Source organism: Psychroserpens sp. BH13MA-6, from assembly GCF_052983595.1.
In genome coordinates this window covers 236,119-262,400 of sequence record NZ_JBRJGE010000003.1, presented here as the reverse complement: position 1 = coordinate 262,400, position 26,282 = coordinate 236,119, and the positions used below count along the sequence as shown (strand labels likewise).

Annotated in this window: 18 protein-coding genes and 1 tRNA gene; 11 read left to right on the top strand and 8 right to left on the bottom strand. The window is 37.5% G+C overall.

Annotated features, from left to right (window positions below):
- Position 1: 1 nt before the first annotated feature.
- Positions 2-673 carry an HAD family hydrolase gene (locus ACU8DI_RS08130; protein WP_447112268.1) on the bottom strand — a complete coding sequence of 224 codons (672 nt, stop codon included), beginning with the start codon at positions 671-673 and terminating at the stop codon, positions 2-4.
- A 336-nt stretch (positions 674-1,009) separates the two neighbouring features.
- Here ACU8DI_RS08130 and ACU8DI_RS08125 point away from each other — a divergent pair, with 336 nt between their 5' ends.
- The 7 genes from ACU8DI_RS08125 (at position 1,010) to ACU8DI_RS08095 (ending at position 13,275) form a co-directional block, all read left to right on the top strand.
- The gene (locus ACU8DI_RS08125; protein ID WP_447112267.1) at positions 1,010-2,416 is read left to right on the top strand and encodes an MATE family efflux transporter; all 1,407 of its coding nucleotides are present in this window, start codon (positions 1,010-1,012) and stop codon (positions 2,414-2,416) included.
- Between the two features lie 227 nt (positions 2,417-2,643).
- Positions 2,644-8,862 carry a LamG-like jellyroll fold domain-containing protein gene (locus ACU8DI_RS08120; protein WP_447112266.1) on the top strand — a complete coding sequence of 2,073 codons (6,219 nt, stop codon included), beginning with the start codon at positions 2,644-2,646 and terminating at the stop codon, positions 8,860-8,862.
- A gap of 128 nt (positions 8,863-8,990) precedes the next feature.
- Positions 8,991-9,806: a T9SS type A sorting domain-containing protein gene (locus tag ACU8DI_RS08115; RefSeq protein ID WP_447112265.1), complete on the top strand. Its 816-nt coding sequence runs from the start codon at positions 8,991-8,993 to the stop codon at positions 9,804-9,806.
- A 67-nt stretch (positions 9,807-9,873) separates the two neighbouring features.
- The gene (locus ACU8DI_RS08110; RefSeq protein WP_447112264.1) at positions 9,874-11,040 is read left to right on the top strand and encodes a trans-sulfuration enzyme family protein; all 1,167 of its coding nucleotides are present in this window, start codon (positions 9,874-9,876) and stop codon (positions 11,038-11,040) included.
- Complete coding sequence (gene rlmF, locus ACU8DI_RS08105) at positions 11,033-11,941, top strand: 23S rRNA (adenine(1618)-N(6))-methyltransferase RlmF (RefSeq protein ID WP_447112263.1); 909 nt, start codon at positions 11,033-11,035, stop codon at positions 11,939-11,941. Before ACU8DI_RS08110 ends, rlmF begins: the two co-directional genes overlap by 8 nt.
- A gap of 467 nt (positions 11,942-12,408) precedes the next feature.
- A complete protein-coding gene (bshB1, locus tag ACU8DI_RS08100) occupies positions 12,409-13,125 on the top strand; it encodes a bacillithiol biosynthesis deacetylase BshB1 (RefSeq protein WP_447112262.1) in 717 nt (238 codons plus the stop codon).
- Positions 13,126-13,201: 76 nt separating this feature from the next.
- A tRNA-His gene (locus ACU8DI_RS08095) sits at positions 13,202-13,275 on the top strand.
- Between the two features lie 73 nt (positions 13,276-13,348).
- Here the strand turns inward: ACU8DI_RS08095 and ACU8DI_RS08090 are convergent.
- The 4 genes from ACU8DI_RS08090 to ACU8DI_RS08075 form a co-directional block, all read right to left on the bottom strand.
- On the bottom strand, positions 13,349-14,920 hold the full coding sequence (locus ACU8DI_RS08090; protein ID WP_447112261.1) for a M28 family peptidase: 1,572 nt from the start codon (positions 14,918-14,920) through the stop codon (positions 13,349-13,351).
- Positions 14,921-15,011: 91 nt separating this feature from the next.
- Positions 15,012-16,046, bottom strand: a complete 1,035-nt coding sequence (locus ACU8DI_RS08085; RefSeq protein ID WP_447112260.1) for a M28 family metallopeptidase — start codon at positions 16,044-16,046, stop codon at positions 15,012-15,014.
- 91 nt (positions 16,047-16,137) lie between these two features.
- Positions 16,138-16,464 carry an FUSC family protein gene (locus ACU8DI_RS08080; RefSeq protein ID WP_447112259.1) on the bottom strand — a complete coding sequence of 109 codons (327 nt, stop codon included), beginning with the start codon at positions 16,462-16,464 and terminating at the stop codon, positions 16,138-16,140.
- 7 nt (positions 16,465-16,471) lie between these two features.
- A complete protein-coding gene (locus ACU8DI_RS08075; RefSeq protein WP_447112258.1) occupies positions 16,472-17,251 on the bottom strand; it encodes a DUF3108 domain-containing protein in 780 nt (259 codons plus the stop codon).
- A 179-nt stretch (positions 17,252-17,430) separates the two neighbouring features.
- Here ACU8DI_RS08075 and ACU8DI_RS08070 point away from each other — a divergent pair, with 179 nt between their 5' ends.
- From ACU8DI_RS08070 to ACU8DI_RS08055, 4 genes are all read left to right on the top strand, one after another.
- Complete coding sequence (locus tag ACU8DI_RS08070) at positions 17,431-18,288, top strand: universal stress protein (protein ID WP_447112257.1); 858 nt, start codon at positions 17,431-17,433, stop codon at positions 18,286-18,288.
- Between the two features lie 63 nt (positions 18,289-18,351).
- A complete protein-coding gene (locus tag ACU8DI_RS08065) occupies positions 18,352-18,750 on the top strand; it encodes a hypothetical protein (RefSeq protein WP_447112256.1) in 399 nt (132 codons plus the stop codon).
- Between the two features lie 75 nt (positions 18,751-18,825).
- The gene (locus ACU8DI_RS08060; protein ID WP_447112255.1) at positions 18,826-23,163 is read left to right on the top strand and encodes a CusA/CzcA family heavy metal efflux RND transporter; all 4,338 of its coding nucleotides are present in this window, start codon (positions 18,826-18,828) and stop codon (positions 23,161-23,163) included.
- A 14-nt stretch (positions 23,164-23,177) separates the two neighbouring features.
- A complete protein-coding gene (locus tag ACU8DI_RS08055) occupies positions 23,178-24,323 on the top strand; it encodes an efflux RND transporter periplasmic adaptor subunit (RefSeq protein WP_447112254.1) in 1,146 nt (381 codons plus the stop codon).
- A 90-nt stretch (positions 24,324-24,413) separates the two neighbouring features.
- Here ACU8DI_RS08055 and ACU8DI_RS08050 read toward each other — a convergent pair whose 3' ends face one another.
- Genes ACU8DI_RS08050 through ACU8DI_RS08040 form a run of 3 tightly spaced genes read right to left on the bottom strand, consistent with a single transcriptional unit; the run spans position 24,414 to position 26,257 of the window.
- Positions 24,414-25,139, bottom strand: a complete 726-nt coding sequence (locus tag ACU8DI_RS08050; protein ID WP_447112253.1) for a sulfite exporter TauE/SafE family protein — start codon at positions 25,137-25,139, stop codon at positions 24,414-24,416.
- 13 nt (positions 25,140-25,152) lie between these two features.
- Positions 25,153-25,791, bottom strand: a complete 639-nt coding sequence (locus ACU8DI_RS08045) for a hypothetical protein (protein ID WP_447112252.1) — start codon at positions 25,789-25,791, stop codon at positions 25,153-25,155.
- Positions 25,792-25,807: 16 nt separating this feature from the next.
- Entirely contained in the window at positions 25,808-26,257 is a 450-nt protein-coding gene (locus ACU8DI_RS08040) for a hypothetical protein (RefSeq protein ID WP_447112251.1), read from the bottom strand.
- Between the last annotated feature and the right edge of the window lie 25 nt (positions 26,258-26,282).

Sequence of the window (26,282 nt, the reverse complement as noted above, 5' to 3'; positions counted from 1 at the left end):
TTTAGACATTTGAAGTCGTAAGTTGCTTTTCAAGTTGATCAAAAGCGATGGCTTTGAAATCTGAAACGACCAAATCAGCCTTGCTATAATCTTGGTCCTCACTGTGCAGACTGTCAAATCCGATACAATAAATACCAGCCCCTTTAGCGGCAGCAATACCATTGGTGGAATCTTCAATAACAAAACAATCCTTTGGGTCATGACCAGAAAGTTCAGCGGCTTTCTCAAAAATCTCAGGATGTGGTTTAGATGCTTTTAAATCGGCTCCAGAGATTTTAGCTAAAAAATATTGATCGAGATCAAAACGCTCAAACACACGGTTGATATTATCCATAGAAGCTGAAGACGCCAAGACTAAAGTCACATTATGATGGTGATAGTCCTTAATTAGGTCAAGGACACCGTCCAATAAATGCAAATCAGTATCATGATCAAATAAATACTTAAAATGAGATCGCTTGATATCTACCAAGGTTTGAGGACCTAATGGTAAATTAAAATGAGTGATGAGTTTTTTGCATATTTCTAGGGTGGACTGCCCTGTAAAGCTGGCATAGAGCTCTTCTGAAACTTTAATATTAATATCATCAAACATTTGGAAATAGGCTTTGTGATGTAAGGGTTCTGAATCCACAATCACACCGTCCATATCGAATAAAGCGGCTTTAAACATGAAGTATTAGTTAGTTGATTTGTACGAATATATAGAAATACCCATTGAAAATCAATAGGTTTGATATAGAAATACCAAGACATTTGTTAACATGCAAGTATGTTCGACGAAGTACAGATTTTTACAGCTTTTGACAATGGCTGATGAGTTGGAAAATGTGATTAGTGCATTTAATCAGGTACAAACGCTATTTTGAAATTAAAAAATAAAGTCGCAACTTTATCCTCTTATGATTGTTTAAGTCCACACATCGTCCAAGTCACCTTTTCTCGTGACCCATTTTATAAGTCGCAAACGTTTCTTGCGATACATACTTATTTGTAATTATAAATAATCATGGCAATATCTAAATTAAACCTCAAACAATTTTTTTTATATCTAAAACAGGCGCTTTCAGGAAAAGAACAAGAATTTACTTCAGGAAGTATTCGGAAAGCTGTTTTTATGCTTTCTATTCCGATGATTCTAGAGATGCTGATGGAATCGGTTTTTGCTGTGGTGGATATCTTCTATGTTTCCAAAGTGAGTGTCAATGCCGTGGCAACCATAGGCCTGACGGAATCAGTGATCACATTAGTATATGCTTTAGCTATCGGACTCAGTATGGCGGCTACAGCTATTGTCGCGAGACGCGTTGGAGAAAAAAACACAGAAGCGGCATCTCGTGCTGCAGTTCAAGTGATCATACTAGGCTTGGCGATTTCCGTGTTAATCAGCATTGTAGGTATCATATTTCCAAAAGAAATATTAGCGCTTATGGGAGGTGAACCTGATTTAATTGCTGAAGGTTATGGCTACACTCAAATTCTTTTGGGCGGAAATGTGACAATTATGCTGTTATTTCTTATCAATGCTATTTTTCGTGGAGCTGGCGATGCGTCTATGGCCATGTGGACGCTCATCTTGTCTAATGGTTTAAACATTATCCTCGATCCTATTTTTATCTTTGGAGTTGGACCCGTTCCAGCTTATGGTGTTGAAGGAGCAGCTATTGCAACGACCATCGGAAGAGGAACGGCTGTGCTATTTCAGTTGCTTGTTTTGATTTATGGTTGGAGTACCATTAAAATTGGTGTTAAGGATGTGGTATTGCGAATTGGTGTTATGCTGAATTTAGTAAAGGTCTCCTTAGGAGGTATTGGACAGTTTCTCATTGGTACATCATCATGGGTGTTTTTAATGCGAATAATGAGTGAATTTGGAAGTGAGGTTTTAGCAGGTTATACCATTGCAATTCGAGTAATGATGTTTACGTTTATGCCAGCTTGGGGTATGAGTAATGCAGCGGCAACCTTGGTAGGTCAAAACCTAGGTGCTAAAAAACCAGATCGCGCTGAAAAGTCGGTTTGGAAAACCGGAAAATATTGCGCTATATTTATGGGCTTTGTATCCTTATTATATCTCAGTTTCGCACCACAAATAATGGCTTGGTTTACCAACGTGCCTGAGGTGATTTCACAGGGCAGTTTGTGTTTACGAATTATTGCAGCAGGTTATATTTTCTACGCTTACGGCATGGTTGTGATAAATTCCTTTAATGGCGCAGGAGATACAATGACGCCTACATTAATTAATTTTGTCTGTTTTTGGGTGTTTCAATTACCATTTGCTTATATCATGGCCATCAGTTTTGAACTCGGCTCCATTGGCGTCTTTTTAGCAATTGTATTGGCAGAGGTTTTAATAGCAATAATCGCCATTATCTGGTTTAGAAAAGGTCGTTGGAAATTGAAAGAAGTGTAGTTTCAATATGGTTTTTCTTACAAAAATTTGATAAATATCAACTTTGATAGTTTATTTGAGCGTTTCAGCGATTAAATTCCTTAAAATCAGTCACTCACGCTACATTTGTTCATCCCTATAAGAGATTAATAGCACATTTTTTATTGACCAAATTTACAATCAGGATTGCTCAGACTTAGAAGTCTTAGCAAACCATGACTAAGAAACTTACGTAAATGTTATTGATTATGAGGGAAGTCCGCTTTTTGTTAACAGCTTTAGTTTTCGCAATGCTCAGTGTAACCACCTTGGCGGCACAATCGGGTATTTATGAAAGTTACGTCATTATGAATGATGGCGCAAATAATGTGTATTATGATTTAAATGTTGACACTGCCAATCCCAATTTTGATGGGTTTAATTTTGGAACATTGGAATGTTCTAGAACTTATGAATTGGTTGGAGGACAAAATAAAATTTTTAAGTGCGGTGATCATGATATCATTAATGGTACCTTGTTTTACAGAATATGGTTGCAGTCTGCAACACCTCCTGCGACATTTAATGCCATCAATATCGACTTCAACACAGATGACGGTCCAGCGGCTTGCTCAGGAATTAATCAGATATGGGAATCTAACGGGACCAATAGTGTTAGTTTAACAAATTTACCTTTAGGTGATTATTTTCTTGAATTATATACCCAAGCAGAATATACATCTGTGACTGATGGTAACGGCACGCATTTTATCTCCAATTTTGGTGCGAATTTTACAGCTAGTTTTTCTGTGGCAGATACCACAGCGCCTGATCCAACTGTATTAAGTGATATTACAGGTGAATGCTCAGCCACAGCAACCGCACCAACTACAACTGATGCCTGTTCAGGAAGCATCACAGGAACGACTAGTGATCCACTCACTTACAACACACAAGGAAGCTATGTGATTAACTGGACCTTTGATGATGGTAATGGTAATAGTATTGTCGTACCTCAGAATGTGATTGTCGATGACGTGACAGATCCGCAAATACCAACCCTAAGTGATATTACAGGTGAGTGCTCAGCCACAGCAACCGCACCAACTACGACTGATAATTGCTCAGGAAGCATCACAGGAACGACTAGTGATCCACTGACTTACAACACACAAGGAAGCTATGTGATTAACTGGACTTTCGATGATGGTAATGGTAATAGTATTGTCGTACCACAGAATGTGATTGTCGATGACGTGACAGATCCACAAATACCAACCCTAAGTGATATTACAGGTGAGTGCTCAGCCACAGCAACCGCACCAACTACGACTGATAATTGCTCAGGAAGCATCACAGGAACGACTAGTGATCCACTGACTTACAACACACAAGGAAGCTATGTGATTAACTGGACTTTCGATGATGGTAATGGTAATAGTATTGTCGTACCACAGAATGTGATTGTCGATGACGTGACAGATCCACAAATACCAACCCTAAGTGATATTACAGGTGAGTGCTCAGCCACAGCAACCGCACCAACTACGACTGATAATTGTTCAGGAAGCATCACAGGAACGACTAGTGATCCACTCACTTATAACACACAAGGAAGCTATGTGATTAACTGGACTTTCGATGATGGTAATGGTAATAGTATTGTCGTACCACAGAATGTGATTGTCGATGATGTGACAGATCCACAAATACCAACCCTAAGTGATATTACAGGTGAGTGCTCAGCCACAGCAACCGCACCAACTACGACTGATAATTGCTCAGGAAGCATCACAGGAACGACTAGTGATCCACTTTTTTACAACACACAAGGAAGCTATGTGATTAACTGGACTTTCGATGATGGTAATGGCAATAGTATTGTCGTACCACAGAATGTGATTATCGATGATGTGACAGGACCTGTGGTACCAGTTTTACCCGTTATTACAGCTGAATGTGATGCCACAGTAAGCATCCCAACAACTACAGATGGTTGTACAGGAACCATTACGGGAACCACGAGTGATCCCTTATATTATGATGTTCAGGGATCCTATGCCATTACTTGGAATTTTGATGATGGTAATGGAAACAGTTTTGATGTCGTACAGAGTGTCGTTATTAATGATACAACAGATCCAGTAGCCGTTTGTCAAGATATGACAGTGCAATTAGATGATGCTACAGGAACAGCAACCATCATACCAAGTCAAATTGACAATGGCTCCAATGATAATTGTGGTACTGTATCCCTTAGTTTGTCCCAAGACACTTTTGATTGTACCAATATAGGAACGAATATCGTAGTTCTTACAGCTACGGATACTAATGGTAATTCTTCAACCTGTATTTCTACAGTGACGGTTGAAAGTCCAAATATTAGTGGAGGTACCGTCATAGGATACTTAAATAATACAGAAACTGTGGCAGAATCTGACAATTTAATTGAAGTAACAGCTTGTCCTGATGAACCTCAAAATGCCACATTGAGTTTATCCGGTTATACCGGAAATGTTGCCTATTGGCAATCTTCTACAAATGGTGGTTTGGTTTGGACCAATATTCCTAATACGACGACTACATATTACTATCCTAATATTCTTGAAACAACATTGATTAGAGCAGTTATTCAGATAGGGAGTTGCCAAGCTACGTCTACGATTGTTCGTATCGTGGTGATTCCACCAGATATTCCACCAACAATTATTGGTCCTGATACATTTAATATGTGTTTAGGTAATAGTATCAATGTGGAGGCTCAAAGTTCTTTCGCCACAAATCCAGAATTGAATAATGGCGGTGAATTTAATCAAGCTAATCTTCCTGGTTGGTTAATTGATGGTAATGATGGTGTTTCAGGATGGAGTGCTTCGGGTAGTAATACGGCACCCACACCGTGGCGTGGAATAAGTAACGGAAATGCCAATAACGGTAGTAACATAACCGAAGGTGTTCGTTATAAAAATCAAGGTGGAAATAAATTTGCGATAACCTATGGCGATTTTAATGGCGCAGATCCATCGCCTCCAATTACCACCATGGAAACAGCAGTGTTTAATACACTCGGTTTATCCTCAGCGAGTATTGACTTCCAGTCCGCTTATTATTTACAAGCAGGTGCTATGGGCATTGTTGAATTATCTGTTGACGGTGGCGCAACCTATCCAGTAACCTTAATGAGTTTTAGTGGACCTGGTGATTCTGGCGGATTTGTGAATTTAGGGAACGGTGCAAATAATGTCCCGACTATAAATTTACAGGATCCAGGTAATGCGGTTTCCTTAGATTTAAGTGACTATATCGGGCTTACCAATTTAAGAGTACGATTTACGTTTACTTCTACCGTTGGGAGCTCATGGGCTCTTGATGGCATCACCATACCTCAAGCGCCAATTGATGAAGTCATTGAATGGGAAGATGGTACAGGTACGGTTGTCACAACAGGTTCTATGACTACAATAACGCCTGTGACACCAGGTGAACAAACCTACGGTGTGACATCTCTTATCAATGGGTGTAGAGCTGATGGACCTGAAGGTACCGAGTTTGTGACCGTTAATGCAACATTAGCTTATGCAGGTGAAGATATCACACAAATTATTGGTGAGTGCGGTGAGAGTGTGACTTTGAATGCTTATAACAATTTTTTAACGGCAGCAGAAAACATAGCTAATGGCGTTGTTAATCCTACAGTTTTTACAACTGGAACTTATCCTGGTACAGGACAAGCTGGTGTTTGGTCAGCCACTCAATTATCGGCATGTGGAGGCAATTATACATTTTCAAATGTTGGCAGTCCGACATCTCGATTTTCAGCTGATCCAGGAACTTACTTATTAACATGGACAGTACCTTCCGTAGGATGTTCAGATACCATTGAAGTAACTATTGAAAGTTGTCCGACGATTGATTTTGATGGTACTAATGACTATATAAGTTTTCAAGACAATTATAATTTATCGAACGCCTTTAGTGTTGAAGTATGGGTAAAACCAGAGTCAATTTCTGGTAACCAAACACTGCTGTCAAAAAGAGACGCTAATGATTTATCCACTGGTTACGATTTAAGCTTGAATGGATCCACAGTGACGTTTAATTGGAATTCTACTGGAAGTATTCAATCGAGTTTTCCGATATCAACAGATCGCTGGTATCATATTGCTGTAACCAACGATAATGGAAATTATAACTTGTATATTGATGGTATCTCTGTAAGTAGTCCAATCGCTGGTGTGCTGCCTACAAGTAATGGGATGCGAGGTATTGCAGGAGGCATGGACCAAGCCAATAATCCTCCAAATAGACCTGTTAATTATTATCATGGTTGGATGGACGAATTAAGAATTTGGAATGTGGCACTTACAGAAAGTCAAATTCGTCAAATGATGAATCAAGAAATTCAGGATAATACGGCTGTGAGAGGCGTTGTGGTGCCATTGGATATCCCTGGATTGTCATGGACTCATCTAGATGGTTACTACCGAATGAATGTCAATTGTGGTACCCTTGTAGCCGATAAAGGCGTTAGAGGACTTTTAAGAAACATGGAAACGGCCCAACAAGAGACCGCTCCTTTACCATACACCTCTAGAATCGATGGTCAGTTTTGGGAAACGGATGACACCTGGACAAACTTCAATGTTTGGGATGCACCAAACAGTATTGGCGTCGATGGTGTGACACCAATCAATTGGAACATTGTGCAAACATCACATGATATCAATTCAGGAAATAAGGATATTGTCGTTTTAGGATTAATATCAGATACATCAAACAAAGTATTGAATATCTCCAATCCTAGTGCCAACCAAGATGAAACTAATACAGGTCAATCTTTAAGAGTTACGCATTATTTGAAATTAGATGGGATTATTGATTTATTTGGAGAATCACAATTATTACAAGATGAAGGAAGTGTTCTCGACGTGACGAGTTCTGGTCGATTAGAACGCGATCAACAAGGAACTACCAATCTCTTTAATTATAATTATTGGGGTTCACCAGTGAGTGCCATCAATACGAGTTCTAATAATAATCCCTATAGTTTAAATAGTGTCATCCATGATGGAACTAATTCAGCTAATCCACAAACAATGCTTTGGACAACAGCTCATGATGCCAATGGAAGTACCACACCTATTACCATGAGTAACCGATGGTTATATGCCTATGAAAATTTTCCGCAAGATACCTATGCAGCATGGAGAGATCTTGATGAAAATGATGTTTTAGATACAGGACTAGGCTTTACCATGAAGGGTAGTGGTGCTGGAGATCCAGTAGCAGATGTTCAAAATTATGTGTTTATAGGGAAGCCAAATAATGGACATATTAATACACCAATTACGATTGGTAACCAAGCTCTATTAGGAAACCCTTATCCTTCTGCGATAGATGCTAACGCCTTTATATTAGATAATATACCTGGAGGAAATCCTGGGTCATCACAAAGTTTAGACGGTACCTTGTATTTCTGGGAACACTATGCTTCTAATTTTACACACGTGCTTGAAGACTATGAAGGTGGTTATGCGACTTATAATTTGACCGGAGGAAATGCAGCGGTATCACCACCTCTAGTTAGTGGAAATGGTGTGGGAACCAAGCTTCCTGGACGCTATGTTCCTATTGCTCAAGGCTTCTTTGTCACTTCTAGTAATCTTGGAGGGAATGTGCAATTTAAAAATAGTCAGCGCGTCTATGTGAAAGAAAGTGCAGCGAGTTCAACTTTTATAAGAAGTAGCAACCCTAATATGTACGATGCACCTCAAGATCCAAATCCAGAAATTCAACGTGTGCGTATTGATTTTACAACCTTTAATGGTGCGACACGTCATTTGCTTTTAGGTTTTGTACCAAATGGTTTGGCAACGGATGGTGTAGATTATGCCTATGATGCTATGAATTCTGATACGGAGTTTCCTAATGATATGTTTTGGAGAATTGAAAATGAGAACTACACGACTCAAGGTGTGGGCGATTTTGATGAAACATCGCAATATCCACTTGGAATGTTCTTGAACGATACTGGAACTTTTGAAATATCATTGGATGCCCTAGAGAACTTCGATACGGCCATTAGTGTGTATATCTATGATGCTTTAATGGATTCATATTTTGAAATTAATTCTGAGGCTTTTCAGATAACTTTAGATGCCAATGTCTATTTGGATCGCTTCTTTGTAGCGTTTTCATCGGAAGATGCGCTTTCCATACCTGAGCAAAATATCAGTCAAATGATTGTCAATTATTTACATTCTACTCAGGAAATTTATGTCAAAGCACCAAATGTCTCAGATGTTACATCCATTGAACTTTATAATATGCTCGGACAGGAAGTACAAACATGGAGTAAGCCACAGGAGTTCATGATAGAAGGAGCTATTAGAATACCAGTTGATACCTATTCAGAAGGGACTTATATTATCAAAGTTAAGACGTCCACTCAGACCTTAACGAGTAAAGTGCTTTTAAAAGATTTGTAAATAAAAACTTACATTATTAGATCCACAAGATGCATTTCATCGATTATAAATGCGTTTTGTGGATTTTTTTATTTTTATTGTTTACATTGCTTCACAACTAAATTAAAGTTTCATTAACCCCTAATCTAATGAAAACCTTAACCTACCTGTTTTTTGTGATGCTTTTGTGTGCCCCAACGAAAGTCATCTATGCATTTTCAGAATTGGAGACTTCGAGTGATCCCAACGCCATTCAGCGTGTGCGTATCGATGTAACAACACCCAATGGCTATACCAGACATTTGTTATTAGGATTTACACCTGATAACACAGCTTCAGATGGTTTTGATTACGGCTATGATGCCCAAAATATGGATGATTACGCCAATGATTGTAATTGGATGATTGACCACAACCGTTATGTAATTCAGGGTGTTGGAGCATTTCATGAGAGTAAAACGTATCCGCTTGGTGTGTTCCTTGCTGATGCTGGTAATATTGAATTTTCCTTATTAGCTCTTGAAAATTTTAATCAACCGATTTCCGTGTACATCTACGATACACAAACGAATCAAGCGACAGCCATTAGTGACGCCAATTTTGTTCAGAATATGTCTAGTGGTGATTTTATTAATCGGTTTTTTGTCACTTTTACTGATGACGTTACACTCATGCAATTTTCAGATAATCAATTATCAGTAACTGATACTAACTATGAAACACTCAACATCGATTACTTAAATTCGCAACAGGAATTGCAAATAAGTGCTTCTGATTATTTTGAAATTCAAGAAATTAAAGTCTACACCGTATTGGGACAAAATGTAAAATCCTGGACGCATTTGAAATCTGATACTTTTGGTAAACTTGATGTACCGTTACATAATCTATCTGAAGGCACCTATGTTGTCATTATCAGAACTAGGCATCAGAAATTAAGTAAACGCCTTATCGTTACCCATTAAATACTCTTTAACTATAAGAGCGTCTTGTGTTTCTTTTTTGTAATTTTAGACGAACAAAAAAGTAGGCATGACTAAACATAAGTATGGATTAAATACCATTTGTACACACATAGGAGAAATCAAGGACGAGCAGTTTAAAGGTGCTGTATCTCCAATGTATTTATCTACATCTTATCAATTTGATAATGTGGATATAAAGCGTTATCCACGATATTTTAACACTCCCAATCAGGAGTTTTTATCAAAAAAAATAGCAACCTTAGAACATACGGAAGCGGCTCTGATTTTTGGAAGTGGCATGGCGGCAATTAGCCATATGTTTTTAGCCTTTTTACAAAAAGGGGATCATATTGTTGTTCAAAACACCTTGTATGGTGGCACGAGTAATTTTATTCGTGAAGAATTTCCGAAATACGGTATTGAGTTTACATTCACCGATGGTTATTCAGTGGCCGATTTTGAAAAGGCGATACAATCCAATACCAAGGTCATACATTTAGAGTCTCCATCCAACCCATTACTCACAATCACAGATATCAAAGGAGTTTCAGCATTGGCTAAAGATCATGGTATTATATCAACAATTGATAATACGTTTGCGAGTCCGATCAATCAAAACCCCATAGATTTAGGCGTTGATGTAGTCATGCATTCAGCTACCAAATATTTAGGAGGTCATAGTGATATTCTCGCAGGTGCTGTTGCGAGTTCACAGTTGCATATCGATCGTATTTGGAATGTGTCTAAAAATCTCGGCGGAAGTTTGAGTGACATGACGGTCTGGATGCTTGAACGCAGTATGAAAACATTGGCATTACGGGTCAAAGCACAAACTAAAAATGCGAAAAAGCTTGCGACATTTTTAAATCAACACGACGCTGTTGCTAAAGTCTATTATCCTGGTTTGAAAGATCATCCTGAGCATGCTTTAGCGAAAGCGCAAATGCATGATTTTGGCGCTATGATGTCGTTTGAATTAAAAGATGGGATAGATGCTATGGCATTTCAAAATCACTTACAACTTATAAAATCATCGATGAGCCTTGCTGGTGTCGAAAGTACAATGTTGTTACCGGCTAAAACATCACATGCTTTGTTAAGTCAGGAGGAACGTGATGCCGTTGGAATTAGCGATCGATTAATTCGTTTCTCTGTGGGTATTGAAACTTTTAGGGATCTTAAGAAAGACATCGAACAAGCCATCACCAAAACTAAAGCCACTTCCATTGCATAAAAAGAATCTACACCAAGGTGATTACGATCTTCAAGCATTGATTACGGCTGCACCTGAATTAGAGGCCTATATTTATAAAAATGACTTTGGAAAAGTTACGGTGGATTTTTCGAATCCGAAAGCCGTTAAATTATTAAATAAGGGGCTTTTAAAACGGTATTATAATATCTCATATTGGGATTTTCCAGACACCAATTTATGTCCGCCTATACCTGGTAGAGTCGATTATATCCATCTTTTAAATGATTTGATTGTTGACACGGTTCGTAGCAAGACCATAAAAATTTTAGATATCGGTACTGGTGCTACATGTATTTATCCACTCTTGGGACATGCCGTTTATGGTTGGTCTTTTGTGGGCACTGATATCCATAAAAACTCGCTTCAAATTGCTCAAAAAATTGTTGATAATAATCACCTGAGTCAGCACATTTCATTAAGACTCCAACAAGATCCTCAGCAGATACTTACAGGTGTGTTATCTACTTCGGAAACCCTAACAGCAAGTATGTGTAATCCACCATTTTTCAGCAGTGCTGAAGAAGCGCAAAAACAAACGCAGCGCAAACTGAAAGGTTTGGGAACAGTTCAAAATAAGACGGAACGTAACTTTAGTGGTTTAGCGCATGAACTTTGGTATCCAGGTGGTGAAAAAGCCTTTTTGCACAATTATTTATATCAAAGTTCTCTGTTGAAAACCAATTGTGTATGGTATACCTCTTTGGTCTCAAAAAGTGAGCATATCAAATCCATGAAAACATCTCTGGAAAAATTAGGAGCCCAACAAATTAAAATTCTTGATTCTACTTTAGGAAATAAAAAAAGTAGAGTCGTAGCTTGGACATTCTTCTCAAAAAAAGCCCTCCAAGAATTAAAAGAAAATGAGGCCAGCGCATTGTAATCATGAATTAGCCTTTTTATATAGTTGCCAACCTCATTTTCGTAAATTTCTAGATATCATCCTTTAATTGGTGATGCTCTTTAATTAAAGGACTGTTTTTTATAATGACTTGTGACGTTTTATTTGCTTTTTTTCAAATTTTAAATGACATTAAGGTGTTAATTTTAAGATTCTTCAAATGCAGCCCTATTTTCATGGTGGTATTAGAGTTTATAAAATTAGACTAATATCTATGTGTTTCCTATGATATTTATCATCTAATACCCATTGATTTCATCGATAATCTATTATACAATGCCTCAAACATGCTTTAGGGTAAAGGTGATTCCATCTTAGGAACAAAATCAACTATGGTAGATTTATTTTTTTAGAGTAATTTTGCGCTATGGTCATGACCAGTTAAGAGTGCATGAGAAGCGCTTTTAAAGGAGCGCGTGACAGCGAATGATTTTTTTAAACAGAGACAGATGAAATTAGATATATTGGTTTTTGGAGCACATCCAGATGATGCCGAATTAGGTTGCGGAGCAACAATAGCAAAGGAAGTAGCTCGAGGAAAAAAGGTGGGAATTATTGATTTAACACGCGGTGAACTAGGCACACGAGGGACAGAAGACACACGTGCTCAAGAAGCTGATGATGCCGCTAAAATACTCGGTGTTACTGTAAGAGATAATTTAGGCTTTTCAGATGGCTTTTTTGTAAATGATAAGGAACATCAATTGGAGGTGATAAAAATGATTCGGAAGTATCAACCTGAAATTGTGCTATGTAACGCCATCGATGACAGGCATATTGATCACGGCAAGGGAAGTCAGTTAGTGAGTGATGCTTGCTTTTTGAGTGGATTGATGAAAATCGAGACCACGATTCAAGGGAAGAATCAAGAAAAATGGCGTCCAAAATTAGTTTTGCATTTTATTCAGTGGAAATCCTTAGAGCCTGATGTTGTGATAGACGTGACCGGTTTTATAGACACCAAGATGGATGCTGTTTTAGCCTATAAAACGCAATTCTATGATCCCAATAGTGACGAACCAGAAACACCAATTTCTAGTAAGAATTTCACCGATAGCATCATTTATAGAGCGAGAGATCTCGGTAGAATTATCGGTACTGAATACGGAGAAGGATTTACTGTGGAGCGATATGTTGCTGTTGATAGTTTGTCTGATTTAAAGTAATAATTTTAAAAAAAGTCTTTGTAGTAACTGTGAAATAATTTACATTTGCACACGCATTACAAAAATGCTACACATGGTGGTTGTAGCTCAGTTGGTTAGAGCATTGGTTTGTGGTACCAAGGGTCGTGGGTTCGAATCCCATCATCCACCCAGAAGTAAAAAGCTTCCCTTATTTAGGGAAGCTTTTTTTGTATGTTGTATTTTAAATAGTAGGAACAGATCATTACTCTTCTTCTGTAGCTTTGTCTACAACTAATCGCGCTTCGCGATTCGCAATTTCCCAAGCTGTGTAAAAAACTAAGCGTGTTCTGTTTTCTAATAAGTCATATTCAATTTTATCTGGTGTATCACCAGGTTGATGGTAATCATCATGCGTTCCGTTGAAATAGAAAATGACTGGGATGTTATTCTTAGCAAAGTTATAATGGTCACTTCTGTAATAAAAACGGTTCGGATCATTATCATCATTGTAAGTGTAATCCAAAGTGATATTGGTATATTTAGTATTCACTTCTTCCGATAGGTTATGAAGTTCAGTACTCAATTTATCACTTCCGATAAGGTACACATAATTGCGGTCGCCTTCACGTTTAGGGTCTATTCTACCAATCATGTCAATATTAAGATCGGCCACTGTATTTTCTAATGGGAAAATAGGGTCATTATCTGTGTAATGTCTGGATCCTAAAAGTCCTTTTTCTTCGCCAGTCACATGTAAAAATAGCAATGAACGTTTTGGCGTGTAACCATCATCTGCAGCAGCTTTAAATGCTTCGGCGATTTCTAATATGGCCACAGTACCTGATCCATCATCATCAGCACCATTATAAACTTGACCATCTTTGATACCTTCATGATCTAAATGCGCCGAAATCACGACAATCTCATCTGGTTTTTCTGAACCTTTTAAAAATGCTACGACATTTTCAGAAGATACCTCATCTGACTGACTCGTAATTTTACCTGAAATAGATGATTCAAAGGCCTTAGGAGCTTCCGTCGTCATAACTTCAGGATAGATAGCTTGACCAAATTTTTGACCAATCATCACAAAGAGCATTTCTGGCTCATTGCTTTTCAAAGATATCCTTCCTGCCGCTCCAGACTCTGCGGCATTTTTGTAATAAGGACCATATTGAGCGATCATGTTGTCATTTAAAAACAATAAGGCTTTAGCGCCATGAGATTTTGCAGCATCTCGTTTGGATAACAAAGATGTTCTACCTGAGCTCCATTTGGTAGCTTCTGTGGTTCCAGTCGTAATAAAATTACCAGCATCATCTGTTGGTTCACCACTTTTTATAAGAACTACCTTACCTTGAACATCTAGATTTTTATAATCCGAATAGTTTTCAGCATCAATGCCATAGCCTGCGTAAACAATCTCCTTAAAATTGACATCTTGTGTTTCAGCACTTCCTAATACCAAATAATCGGTGAAATATTCAAAATCGACACCATTCACCTTCAGTGAGACCATCGGTGCTTTTTGTCTAGTAAGTGGCACCTCTTGGAAGTAATCATCACCAGAAAGGGGTGATGGAATTTCTAAAGACACGTAATTTTCTTTGAGGAAATTAACGGCTTTTTTTTGTCCTGGCTCACCTGTCTCTCGACCTTCAAACTCATCTGAAGCATAGGTGTATAGTAACTCCTTTAATTCTTCAGAGGTAATTGTATTACCGTAAACTGTTGGATCTGCTGGGACTTTGTTTTTAACTTGTTTGGAATTGTTGGAACTGCCACAACTGAATAATAATAGGGCAATTCCGAGGAAATTAAGAGCTGTTTTCATGTATTGTGAATCTATTTTAAACGTAATAATACGAAAAATCTTCATGCTTTTTCGCCTTATATGTTGGTCTTTGGCTAAATTTTAACAGGCGTTAATACTCTTTATCTACAACAATTCTATTTTCTGCATTCGCCAAATACCAGGCTGTTGCAAATATGAGTTTGGTACGCTTTGCAAGTAAGGTGTAATTGATTTTTTCAGGTGTGTCTGTTGGTTCGTGATAATCTTCATGCTCACCATTAAAATAGAATATAACAGGAACGCCTTTTTGAGCAAAATTATAGTGATCGGATCTAAAATAATAGCGATTGGGATCATTGTCACTATTGAGCTTATAATCCAAGTCTAACCCTACAAAGTTATCATTTGCCTTTTCTGAAATATAGTGAAGTTCCGTACTTAAGCGGTCTGCACCAATCACGTAAACATAGTTGGGCTTGTCAATGTGATCATCATCCACACGACCAATCATGTCGATGTTAAGATTCGCCACTGTGTTTTTCATTGAGAATACCGGGTATTTCGTATAGTAACGTGAACCATTTAGTCCAACTTCTTCACCCGTTAAATGTAGGAAAACAACACTGCGTTTCGGACCGTGTCCGTTCAAAGCCGCTTTTTTGAATGCCTGAGCCATTTCCAAGACAGCAGCTGTACCAGATCCATTGTCATCGGCACCATTGTAAATCTCGTTGTCATTATAACCTTCATGATCGGAATGTGCTGAAATAATTATCACTTCATCAGGCAGCTCTGTGCCTTCAATATAGGCGATGACATTCTGAGAATCTTTAATCCCTTCAGAAAAGTAAGATTCAGGTATGTATTGATAATATTTGGAGCCTAGCGGTGATTTAATATCTTCTTTGATGTAGTAGTCCTTAATGAACTTTGAAGCTTTGTGGTGTCCAGGTTCACCAGCTCTACGACCTTGGAATTTATCTGAAGAAAACTGATAGACGTGGGTTTTTAATTCCATTTCTGTGATCGTTTCCAAATAGGATTTTAGCGTCTCCGAGTCTTCAAAAACGATATTGGCTTTTATCTTTTCTATTTTCTCCGAATATCTCAAAGTAGCACAAGAGCCTACGAGAAAAAGTGCTAAAGCAACAAGGTGAATTTTCATTTAAGGATTAAAAGTGGCTGATTTTAGCTCAAATAAAATAAAAAAAAAGCGAATAAGGAAACAGATGGAACGAAATTATGAGTCTTGCAAATTATTCAATATCAATACCTTCGAGTTCTTGTAGAGATTCTTCCTCCGACGCTTCCATTTTTTGTTCCAATTGCTCGGTATTACCAACTTCAACTTCATTAAATATGACCTTATATGTCGTTAACGCCAATGCGCAAATGGTCATAAGAAAAACCAGCTGAATCGATCTTTTATATTGGGTGTTTTCTCTTGATGTCACAAGGGTCAAGACACCGAATAAAAGTGCAGCAACAGAGGGTATGTAAGCGATTTTAGATAAAGGAGTTACTGCCAGTATGAGCGCTAATATGGATGTCAAAAATCCTAATACTAAAAATAATTTTTTCATTTTGATGTTAATGTTTTAGTCCTGTAGCGGATTTTAACTTTAGTTCACCACTTCCAACAGGTATTTTAAATTTGGCATATACTGGTACTTTATTGTCATCAGCCGTGAGCCATAATAGATTGTCATTGTTGCCCTTTAAGACGTTACTATTATTGATAGATATGGCTAGTTTATAACACATTTTGTTCCCTAATACCGTACTTAAGTTTTCCTTGCTTAAAAACGTCACTTTAATAATCTGCTCTTTATTATCAAATAATACGGTAAAGTTTTGACTGTCACCAATACTGGCCTTATGGATGTCTAAATTTCTGATATGATATAAGGTACTCACCAAGTCCCTCGTGCTACTTCCCACTTTTAATGATTTTTTTTCTTCCCATGTGGTGCCGTCACCTCGCTTCTTTCTTTTGACACTCTCTACGGATTTCGTCTTGTGATTAAATTTATACTTCATAAATTTTTCATAGCCACCTTCGTAAATGTCCCTGTTATATAAGTAAGGTGTCAAGGTTTTCGGACTGACATAGCTTTCGTACAAATCTCTGATTTTGAAAAAATTATCCCATTTACTATAAGTAGCAGCTGTACATTTCAGTTTTAACAAGGTTGAAGTTGATGTTTTCACCTCACTTGTTTCCATATTGACTTGTGCTAATTCTGTCATAAGTCCAGACATATTATAGGAAGCGCTAAAGGTTAATTTTTCACCAGCTGCAATCGTTGTGTTTTGAGCATTAGAGAAGCACGTACCAATAAGAAGCGTGAGTATTAGAAATAATTTCATTCGAAATAGTTTTATACAATTAACGATAGAGTCAACATTTATTGTGCCGAAAATACAATGCATATAGCTATCATACTAATTTATTTAAAATTTTTAGTCACTTGGAATTGTAAGGATGAGATAAATCATAAATTTTGTCAATACTAATTCTTAACTTAGGGACATTAAAGACGAATGACATGAAGAACGTACTACTACCTACTGATTTTTCCGAAAACTCCATCAATGCCATGCACTATGCTTTGGCATGTTTTAAGGATGTACCTTGCGAGTTTTTTGTGCTTCATGTTCAAAAAACTTCAGGGTTTATTTCTGATGATCTTATGGCAATGCAAGCTTCAGAATCGGTCTATGAATCCTTAGTTTCAACAGCAAAGGAAAAGATTGAAGCACTTATTTCAAACCTGAAATCCATAGGAAATAAAGATTTACATAGCTTTAAGTCTAAAGTCGATTATGACAATTTTATTGATGCGATTGATCAGGTTGTGGAAACGGCATCTATTGATATGATCGTTATGGGAACTCAAGGTGAGTCAAAATTAGAAAAAAAACTATTTGGCTCAAATACGATACGTGTCATTCAACGTGTGAATTGTCCAATCATAGCGGTTCCGGATAATCATGAATTTAGATCGCTCAAGACCATAGGCTTTAGTTCAAATTATGAATCAACCTATCATCCAAAGGATCTAGATGTCTTAGTTCAAATGGCGAAGCTATTTAATAGTGCTGTGCATGTCATTCACGTTACAAATGCACATGGTTTAACTAAAGAGCAAGAAAAAAACAAAGCACTATTAGATGCCTTCTTACGGGAAATTAATCATAGGTTTGTCGAATTAGAAAGTGACGATGTACCGAAGGCGATAGGTTCCTATATTACGGAGCAATTGATGGATCTGTTGGTAATGACAGGTAAGAAACACTCCTTTCTAGAACGATTATTTGTAAGGCATACCGTTGAAGATTTTGCATTTAATCTAAACGTGCCGTTGTTGGTCATGGAACATAAAGAAACGGAAGTCAAGGCGTGAGTTTTTCACAATAATTATGAACGAAATATCCTAGAAACGAATGAAATGACTATCTTTAGCTTTGTGAAAACATTATTTTCTACCATATTATCACTATTAATTCTGACCCAAAGTTTGGGGTTAAGTTTGCACGATATGTCGCAATTAGATGATTTGTTGGAGCATATGAGTTATCATGAAAAGGAATATGGCGATAGTCTATTTGTATTTATATCAAAGCATTACGGTGAGTTGAAAGCAGCACATCAAAACACCGATGATCATGAAAAAACAGAGCACGAACAATTACCTTTTCAACACCATTCACATATTTGTTCGATTCCCGCATTTATCTTAAGTCAGCCTCTAGAGACTTTGACTCCCATTGAAATTTTTGAATTCAAAACGCACAATTTTGTGTATGAAGAACCGTCTTCTTCGCACTTTGCTGAAGGCCTTTTTCAGCCGCCAAGGCAATCATAAGACATCAGTTTTAGTTTAAATTCATTATCCAATTTGTCTATAATTGGATATGTCACATTGATTATCTTATGAAACATGTTATCATATCTTATAAATTTTAGTATTAAGAACAAATTCATTGTTCTCTTATTTACCGTATTTATTATCGGTTTTGGATTGTATTCCTTATCGCAAATTCCTATCGGTGCCGTTCCCGACGTGACCAATAATCAGGTACAAGTCATCACCACTTCCAGAAATTTGTCTACACAAGACATGGAACAGTTTATCACCTATCCAGTAGAATTGGAAATGGCCAATTTGCCAGGAGTGACCGAAATTCGATCTGTGTCAAAGTTTGGATTGTCGGTGGTTACTATCGTCTTTGAAGATGGGATGGGCACGTATTTACCTCGACAGTTAATTTCAGAAAAAATAAAATCTGCTTCTGAAAAAATACCCGAAGGTTTTGGGACTCCTGAAATGGGACCTATCACGACAGGTCTTGGTGAAATCTACCAATATGTTTTGGATGTAGAACCCGCTTACAAAAATCAATATACACCTGAAGATCTAAGAACCATTCAAGATTGGATTGTAAAACGGCAACTTTCGGGAATTCCTGGTGTTATTGAAGTCAATACTTGGGGTGGCTATTTAAAGCAATATGAAGTGGCCATCAACACTGAAAAATTATTGGCTATGAACATCACTGCACAGCAGGTGTTTAAGGCCTTGGAAATGAATAACAGTGTTTCTGGAGGTGGTTATATAGAAAAGGTGAATCAAGCCTATTTTATTAGAGGAGAAGGCCTTGTATCTTCACTAGAAGATATTGAGCAAATCGTAGTTTCCAATACAAATGGGATCCCAATTTATGTGAAGGATGTCGCTCATGTGGGCTACGGAAATGCGACGCGATTTGGTGCTATTACTGGCAATGGTGAAGGTGAAAAAGTTCTAGGCCAAGTCATGATGCTTAAGAACGCTAATTCAAAGAAAGTGATTGAAGCTGTCAAAGAACGTGTATCTTCTATTTCAAAATCGCTACCAGAAGGCGTGTATATCAATGCGTTTTTAGATCGAAGTGAACTCATTGCAAAAACAACGTTTACAGTCACAGAAAACCTAGTGCTTGGATGTCTTATTGTCATCTTTGTAGTTGTACTTCTGTTAGGTAATTTGCGCTCTGGATTGGTGGTGGCATCCGTGATTCCGCTGTGTTTACTATTTGCATTATCATTAATGTATGTTTTTGGCGTGGATGCTAATTTGATGAGTTTGGGAGCCATTGATTTTGGTATCATCATCGATGGAGCCGTGATTATTGTTGAATTTATTGCATTTAAGATTACTCAAAATAAAAGCGAAATTCAAAGCTTGGCAAAGTCTGAGCGTCAAGACTATAAAGATCAAATTACCTTGTCTGGAGCCTCTAAAATGATGAATTCTGCGGTTTTTGGTCAGTTAATCATTCTTATTGTTTTTATTCCAATTCTTTCATTGAGTGGCGTTGAAGGTAAAATGTTTAAACCTATGGCGCTCACGTTTAGTTTTGCACTCATTGGTGCGATGATTCTCTGTTTTACCTATGTTCCTGTAGTGGCCTCTTTATTCTTAAAGCCTTCCAATGCCACCTCCAGAAATGTATCGGTGCGATTAATGTCTTGGTTAAATAAACGCTATGAACCTACCATACATTGGGCATTACAAAGTAAGAAACTTGTTTTAGGAATCGCTGTATCGCTTTTGGCTCTATCGGTATATCTCTATACCAACATGGGAGGTGAATTTGTTCCCACACTAGATGAAGGTGATTTTGTGATTCAACCTGTTTTAAAAACAGGGACTTCCTTGGGAGCAACGGTAGCCATAACGACAGATATTGAAACGATTTTGTTGAAGGAATTTCCTGAAGTTAAACAAGTAGTTACACGTATTGGTGCTGCTGAAGTACCAACAGATCCGATGTCTATGGAAGAAAGCGATGTTATTATTGTCCTAAAACCTAAAAGTGAATGGACTTCTGCAGAGTCAAAGGATGAGCTCGCCGATAAATTTAAGGAGGCATTAGCTATAATTCCCGGAATGGAAGTAGAGTTTACACAACCTATTGAAATGCGCTTTAATGAATTGATCACAGGTGTTCGAGCAGATATTGCAATTAAGGTGTTTGGAGAAGATTTGGATATTTTAGCGAAATTAGGTCACGACATTGGAGAACTTATCGAAGAAGTGCCAGGCGCTGCTGATATATCTGTTGAGAAAATTGCTGGATTGCCTGAAATGAGTGTACAGTATGATCGCTCAAAGATTGCACGCTACGGATTGAACATTCAAGATTTGAACGATATGTTGTCCATGGGTTTTTCTGGAAAAACGGTAGGTAGTGTTTTTGAAGGCGAAAAACGCTTTGATCTTGTAGTGCGTTTGGATAAGGACAAACGTCAGGACATAGACCATATAAAAAACCTTTTTGTGGATCTGCCCGCTGGTGGGAAAATTCCGTTGAGAGAATTGGCAGATATCTCTGTTAAAAAGGGAGCCGCCAAAATTTCTCGAGATGATACTCGTAGAAGAATCGTGGTAGGTGTTAACGTAAGAAATCGGGATTTACAATCGGTTGTTGACGATGTTAAGGCCTTAATCAATAAACAGATTAAGTTACCTGTTGGGTATACGGTTGCTTATGGTGGTCAATTTGAAAATCTGCAAAGCGCAAAGTCACGGTTAATGGTTGCTGTGCCCATAGCACTCATTTTGATTTTTATTCTGCTATACTTTGCATTTAAATCGGTAAAAGATGCCTTGATGATTTTTTCTGCGATTCCTTTAGCAGCTGTTGGAGGTGTTTTATTACTGTGGCTACGGGACTTGCCATTTAGTATTTCTGCAGGAGTGGGATTCATTGCTTTGTTTGGAATTGCGGTATTAAATGGGATTGTATTAGTTGAGCATTTTAAGGAATTAAAACATAAAAAATTCGACAGTATGGAAGCCTTAATTAAACAAGGAACTAAGGATCGATTAAGAGCCGTATTACTTACAGCATCAGCAGCAGCTTTAGGCTTTTTGCCTATGGCAGTATCTACCAACGCTGGTGCCGAAGTTCAGCGTCCTTTGGCAACAGTAGTTATTGGAGGTTTGGTGACAGCTACCTTGCTAACCATGATTGTGTTGCCAGTATTGTATGCGTTATTTAATAGTGAGAGATCCAACAAGAAAACTAGTAAATCGAGTCCTTCGAAAACCGTGTTAAGCGTTCTCTTAATAGCTGCGTCTTTTGCTGGTTACAGTCAAGAGTCAAGTGCGTTGGATCTCAACGATTTAATAGCCTTGTCACAAGAAAATAATCAAGGATTATACGCCAATACCCTGGAAGTTGCGCAAGCTGAAGCCTTAATAAACAGTGCGTCGCTTTTAGATAAAACACAATTGTATTATCAGTATGATGAGAATAATTTAGCCCTTAATAATCAACCGTTAAAAGTGTTTGGCATACAACAAGATATGCGATTTCCGACGGTTTACTTATCGGAAAAAAGCGTGCTGAAAAATAGACACTTATTGCGTATGAGTGCCTTGGAAATTAATAGAAAACACCTAAAGCAATTGGTGACCGAAAAATTCTACACCTATCAAATTGCTAGGGAAAAAGTGCGTGTATATCGCAGATTAGACAGTTTGTTTAGTGATTTTTCAAGGATTGCAAGTCGGCGATTTGAATTGGGTGAAACCAATTATCTCGAAAAGATTACGGCGGCTTCCAAACAAAAACACATTCAGCTAAATTACGATAAGGTACAAAAGGAAGCAACGGCAGCATATGCGCAATTAAAGGCCTTAGTTCAATCAAAGGATTCTATTGTGGTGCTTCAAATTCCTGAATTAAAACTTGCCATTAATCGATTAGCAACTGATGAATTGCCAGAATTAAAACTTAATGAAAATCGTATAGCATTAAGGGCATCAGAAAGGCGTTATGAACAACAGCAATTACTACCTGATTTAAGTTTTGAATATTTTCAGGGTACGAATGCCGATCTCAACACCCAACTATATGGTTATCAGTTTGGAGTTAAAATACCGTTAGTATTTGGTGGCCGTTCATCAAAAGTTAAAGCGGCTAGAGCGGCAGAAAATGTTGTTAAAGCTAGTTCTGAAAATTATAAAATTCAATTGGAGACCAAGCGAGAGACCTTAGAATTGACCTTAGAGCAACTACAGAAGGCAATCGATTACTACGAGAAGGAAGGTTCGGCACTTTCCGATGAGATTTTAAAAACTGCCAATGGTAGTTTCAGAAATGGCGAAATTGATTTTTACCAATACATACAAAGTTTAGAAAGCGCGTATACCATTCAATTGGATTACCTCACAAAATTAGAGGATTATAATAACACGGTTATTGCTATTAATTACTTAACTCTTTAAAATAAAACAAGGTTATGAAACGACATTTATATATCACAAGTATCTTAAGTTTGACATTGCTATTGTTAGGATGTGAAACATCATCAAAAACTGCAGATACAGAGGTTGCTGTGGATCCATTGCAGCAGTCAGAACTAATTGAGGTGACCCAATCGCAATTTGAATATGGAAAAATGCAACTAGGACCAATAGAGCAGAAAGACTTTCCAACAACTATAAAAGCCAGTGGCATGATTGATGTACCACCTGAAAATCGGGCAGTTGTAACTGCGACAAGAGGCGGTTATATAAAGCAAGCGCCTTTATTGGTCGGGAATGTTGTCAAGAGAGGACAATTATTGGTGACTTTGGAAAACCCTGAATTTGTGACCCTACAACAGGAGTATATGGAGATTCATGAGCAACTCACGTATTTAAAAGCGGAGTACGATAGGCAAAAAACCATGAAAGCTGAAAACATTACATCACAAAAGAGCTTTTTAAAAGCAGAGAGTGCTTATAAAACGGCTGTTGCAAAGTATAAAGGTTTAGATAAGCAATTACGGATGCTTCATATAGCACCTAGCCAAGTTATTGCAGGTCAAATCACTTCAGAGGCGAGGATCTATGCACCTATTTCTGGAAGTATCACTCAAATTCATATCACGAAAGGGAGTTATGTGTCACCAGCAACTTCAATTTTAGAAATCGTTGATAATGAGCACATCCACCTGGAACTATCGGTCTTTGAAAAAGATATTATGGCGGTTAAAAAAGATCAAGTTATTTCATTCAAAATTCCTGAGGTTTCACAGGAGACCTATAAGGCTGAAGTACATCTTGTTGGAACGGCCATAGCGTCAAATAGAACCATTAAAGTACATGGTCATATTGAAGATGAAGACCAACATAATTTTTTGACAGGGATGTTCGTTGATGCCTCAATCATCACCGGATTTAAAACAGAAAGCGCTTTACCTAGTGATGCTATTGCAGATATTGATAATCACAACTATGCCTTGGTTTTGGTAAAACAAGACAACGAGGTCTATACGTTCGAACAAGTAGAAGTGCTCGTTGGAGCCACATTTGAGGGGTATAGCGAGGTGACTTTTAAGAAGGCTTTACCTACAGAGTCCCTCTTTTTATTAAAAGGTGCCTTTAGTTTGATAGGCGAATAATACACTAAACCAATGACAACGCAGCTATTTTCTTGAGATATTCAAATGAATAAATAACCAGTTCTAGCTTGACAGCACGTGTTATGTTCTTTAATTCGTCAGGATACTTATCAATCCAATAGCTAAGATGAGGAGGAGCACAAACATCCGAAACTGTTCTTGGGAGACCTTATTTAGGATTTTTTTACCAATCCATGTGCCTATAATACTCACCACAATTAAAATGGGAATTAGATACAGATCGTGTTTGTGCATGTAGCCGTTAAAATAATATATAATGGTTCTACTAAAATCCACGCCTAAATCTATGATGGCTGAGGTCGCGATAAATTTATCCTTAGTCATTTTAAACGCAGCTAGTGTTATCCCTCTTATAGCACCACCTGTTCCCAATAATCCAGCACTCAATCCAGACAAAGCGCCTCCTATCATGGCATTTTTTGTTTTAGGCGCCACTTTCAATGTTTTAAAAATGAGAAAAAGGCTGCTCAAAGCAATTAAAAAAAAGCCTAAGATATAGGTCAGTATTTTCGGGTCAAAATAATTGCTGAAATACGCACCTATGGAAACGAAAATGATGGCAGGTATACCGAGTGTTAATACGATTCTTTTATCAAAACCCTTTTTAAATAAGACAATCTTACTCACATTACTAGACAAATGGAAGAGCGCCGTTATCCCTAAAACAGATTGAAAATCAAAAAAGAAGTTAGCAATAGGTACAAAATACACAGAGGAACCAAAACCTCCAATAGTGCCCAGAATCTCAGCTATGAGTGAAAGAATGACAAAAATAGGGAGGTATCTTGATAGCATTTAGTGACTTGTGCTAATTGGTTGTTTGAGGTACCAACTGTTGTTCTTCCAAAATTGCCATGACCAGTTTACTGTAATCTTCGGTTGTTTTATAGACGGAGACGGGATCTGTGATATTAATATAACCTTTCCAGAGCAACTCTCGCTCCTTTGACGGACAAATACAATACATAGAAGTTTCTGCATGGTAAATGGTATATTCCTCATAATAATCAGGATTATAAAAGATATCTTGGTACATGAGATATTCTTCTTTAAAACGCCGATAGGTTTCGTCGCGACCTCTGTAATTTTTCTTGTAGACAATTTTATCTTCAACACCAATAATCTTTGTTAGGAGTATCGTATCAAATTCATCCAAAATCAGTCTGGTTTCTAGGCTATCTAATTGATTTTCGGTCATAGCATTAGACTCCTGAAATTCATTAATATAATTGATACTCATGGCGGCTTGACTTCCTCGTTGTTCGAAGGCCTTTTTAAGTTGGCTTTCAAATTGCTGTCTTGCTTCAAAATTAGAGGTAATACCAACAACCAAAATTTTGTAGGGCTCATAAGTGTCGATCGTCGGATTTTTCCAATAATCTGTGAGTTGTACGGAAGAACAGCCAACTAATAAAAGACCAAAACATAGGGCGATGAAGGTTTTCATGGTATGAGAATTAAGGTTATTTACGGTTTATCAAATGTCTAAGCTTGTCTTCTTTTTTTATCGTTTTAATTAAATCAAATAAGGCACGTTTTAAAACTCTATAATCTTTCAGAAAATCATTGATTAATGAAATCAGTCCTAAATGTTCCTCCATATAAGCCTGTTCTTCCTTGATTTGGTTTACGCCATCTACCATGATTTGTAAATCGTTCTCATGCGTTTTTACGGCATTTTGAAGGACGTTATTTTGTTTTTGTGATTGAAATATCAAGTCGATAAGTTCTCGGCCTTTTGAGAATTTATCTGGCGCAATAAGTTCCGAAGTAAACGTCGTGATCAAGTCGTTAAAAAACAGGTGCTCATCTTCAATGAATTCTAATTCAGATAACCATTGTTTAGAAGCGCTGTGCATCTCTTCAGCACTCAGCCATTCCGTATATTTTTGATGTTTTTTTGTGGTTTTCATGATGTTGTTTTTAGTAAAAAGCAGG